This window comes from Kitasatospora sp. NEAU-CNBT7 (genome assembly GCF_057220535.1).
In genome coordinates, this window is sequence record NZ_JBXQQB010000123.1 from 1 (window position 1) to 2,454 (window position 2,454).

At 60.0% G+C, this 2,454-nt stretch carries 1 protein-coding gene and 1 pseudogene; one reads left to right on the plus strand and one right to left on the minus strand.

Annotation, left to right across the window (positions count from 1 at the left end; all coding sequences use genetic code 11):
- Window positions 1–486 (minus strand): annotated as a pseudogene (locus AC2TEW_RS38930) (IS5 family transposase); the annotation flags it as partial.
- A gap of 1,625 nt (window positions 487–2,111) precedes the next feature.
- Between AC2TEW_RS38930 and AC2TEW_RS38935 the strand changes: the two are divergent.
- On the plus strand, window positions 2,112–2,454 hold a 343-nt coding region (locus AC2TEW_RS38935; protein ID WP_484627410.1), incomplete at its 3' end, for a transposase.

The window sequence follows — 2,454 nt, forward strand, 5'->3', positions numbered from 1 at the left end:
GGAGCGGGATCAACTGCGTGACGTCGTGCCGGTTTCCACCGGTCACGGACACGGCCGGCGGGGTGCCGTGGCGGTCAACGATCACATGGTGCTTGGAACCCGGCCGTGCGCGGTCGACCGGCGAGGGACCGACGCGATCCCCCTTTTGAGCGCCCTGATGTGGGAGCCGTCGATCGCGCAATCGTCCATGTCCAGGCCGCCGTTGGCCCGCAGCTCGACCGGCAGGGCCTCGTGCAGCTGTGGCCAGACGCCGGCCTCGGTCCAGTCCCGCAGTCGACGCCAGGCTGTCACACCTGAGCAGCCCACGGCGTCCGCGGGAACATCGCGCCAGGTGACACCGGTTCGCAGCACGTACATCACACCCGCGAGTGCCGCCCGGTCCGGGACGCGCAGTCGCCCGGGATAGCGCCGCCGCCGCTCGGGAGCGGGTGGCAGCAGCGGAGCGACACGCTCCCACAGACCGTCCGGAACAAGATCAGCACACACCCAGACACCCTGCCGACCAAGATCACCTGAGCGCAAGACCCTGAGCCCAAGTCATTCTAAAACGATCAGTTAGGGCCTCCGGTCAACCTGCTGTGGTCCGTCCTACCCCCCACCGCCGACCACATGGCCCAGAGTCGCTGAGGATCCCAGACGCGCTCTGTCGGATCGAAGCCATACCCTAATTCTTCCCTTCTAACGGCGTTAGATCATTATATACGCACAGTGACGATGGCTGCCTGAATTGTCACGAAAGGTAATCGCCCAATCTGAGTGAAAGCATGGATGATCAAGGTGGGCGGCTCGTCACATGCGAGCCTGACCGATCCAAATCCTTTGCATGAAATGAAATTTGATAGATAGTCAGGTCGCGATAGGTTCGTTGGGGAGATGTTGAAATCGATGGCATCTTGGGGTCCCGTCGGGAGGGACGCCACCATGTGCGACTGTCGGTGGCTGAGGCTGAAGCTGCCCGAGCGAGTGCTAACGTATGGCTGAACGAATTCCAGTCGAGATGAACATATTTTCGACAGGAATTCTGGGTCGAGGCTCGGCCCTCCTTTTCCTTGCTTCCACACCTGGGATTGTAGTTAGAGTTGAGATGCAGTCCCAAGGGGATGCCATTCGAGGGGTTTTGAGTAAATGCGAAACGCACCTGCAAGAATCGCAGCAGCTTCCCTTTCTGTTCTGTCGGCAGTTGCGATCTTGAATCCATCGCCGGCTGAGGCCGCTGATTCGGGATCGGTATGGTATCTGAACTTCCAGAACGATACGCGCCCCGTGACCACAATGTCGGACGGCGTACTTGGGGTTCCTGGGCACATGGACTACAGGCAGTCGGCTAGCGATAGCCGCCAATTCCCTGATGGATTTTGGTTCAGCGATATAAATACCGTGAATATTAATGCGTCCTTCGATGGCACCCCCTATGAGGCTCGATTTACATACACCTGGGGCGCCCTCTCTGGTGCGCACTGCAAGGTCTATGACACTCGCACCGACAAAGAGGCAAAGGATGCCATATTCCGATGCTCCGCCTCTCTTGAAACAAAGAGCAACCCCGACCATAAGCATATCGACTACTATTTTTCATATAAGACATTTTACGCACCGGGCAGCGGTGGGGACTCTTGGTAGAATCGGCACCGTATCCGATTTGACCTGAAGGTCGTGTACGAAGGTCGACCAGAAAGGCAAGCCTATCTTCTGGGCTGCCGTGATAATATTTTTCCCGATGCCGATCGGCCGGGTCGGCGGAATTTAAAAAGCCTCTGCTGTTGACGCTTGGTGATCTGGCGTAAAATTATTTCAGATGAGGCCTGGGTCGCACCTGGGATCTGTGAAGAGCCGGGAGGGGCGTGTATCAATTTTGTCGTGGTTGGCACGTGCAGTGCGGCCACGTGTGCCTGATTTGGTTCCTGTTTACCATGAGTCGGGCTGTCGAACCTCCGCTATCGGGCACCGAACCTCCTTCATCCTGTCCTGGAAAGGTGAACTGGCTGGCCGGCAGGGTGGAGTAACAAGGCGAGGCTCCTGGTCGTTGCGCTGGTGTTCTCTACACGCCGAGCCCCGGCCAAGGAGCCTCGCTAAGAAGTCATCTCATTTGGGCGGTTGGGTAGACTCCGGGCGTGCTGATCGTGGAGCGTCTGGTGCCGGACGAGTTGTGGGCGCTGTTCCAGTTGGTGGTGCCGGACGCGCCGACTCGTCCGCAGGGCGGTGGTCGGCGGCGACACGGTGACCGGGAGGTTCTGGCGGCGATCGTGTTCGTCGCGACCTCCGGGTGCACGTGGGCCCAGTTGCCGCCGTGCTTCGGCCCGTCCGGGCCGACGGCCCATCGACGCTTCACCGAGTGGAGCAAGGCCCGCGTGTGGGCCAAGCTCCACCGGGTCGTCCTCGACGAACCCGGCTCGCGGGGCGAGCTGGACCGGTCGCGGTGCGCGGTCGACTCGGTGAACATGAGGGCCCTGAAAA